The 701-nt window shown below is 66.8% G+C and carries 1 protein-coding gene; it reads right to left on the minus strand.

The window, feature by feature from the left end:
* Positions 1-701 (minus strand): transketolase-like TK C-terminal-containing protein (locus AB4Z15_RS24935; RefSeq protein ID WP_442019403.1); only part of this gene is annotated, 701 nt, incomplete at both ends.

The raw sequence follows: 701 nt of genomic DNA on the forward strand, positions 1-701 counted from the left end.
TTGAAGTAGCGGCGGGCGGCTTGGCGGGTGTCGGAGAAGCCGAAGCCGTCTGCTCCGAGGGAGGCGAAGTCGTTGGGGATGAATTGGCGGATTTGGTCGGGGACGGCTTTCATGTAGTCGGACACGGCGATGACGGGTCCGGTGGTGCCGGCGAGTTGTTCGGTGATGAAGGGGGTGCGGGCGGGTTGGCCGGGGTTGAGGAAGGCGTGTTCTTCGGCGGCGAGGCCGTCGCGTCGCAGTTCGTTCCAGGACGTCACGGACCAGACTTCGGCGGCGACTCCCCAGTCCTCGGCGAGGATCCGGGCGGCGTCCAGGGCCCAGGGCACGGACACGCCGGAGGCGAGGATGTTCGCGGTGGGCCTGGTGTCCCCGGTGGTGTTTTCCGGGGCGGGCGCCAGGCGGTAGATGCCTTTGAGGAGCCCGTTGACGTCGAGGTTCTCGGGTTCGGCGGGTTGGGTGATGGGTTCGTTGTAGACGGTGAGGTAGTACATCACGTTACGGTCTTCACCGGTGCCCGTGCCGGTGCCGGTGCCGGTGGCCTCGGTGTCGGGTCCGTACATTTCTTCGAGGCCGTGGCGGATGATGTGGCCGATTTCGTAGCCGTAGGCGGGGTCGTAGGTTTTCACGGCGGGGTTGGTGGAGGCCAGGATGGGGGAGTGCCCGTCGGCGTGTTGGAGTCCTTCGCCGGTGAGGGTGGTTCG

Source organism: Paenarthrobacter sp. 2TAF44 (genome assembly GCF_052114885.1).
Classification (GTDB): Bacteria; Actinomycetota; Actinomycetes; order Actinomycetales; family Micrococcaceae; genus Arthrobacter.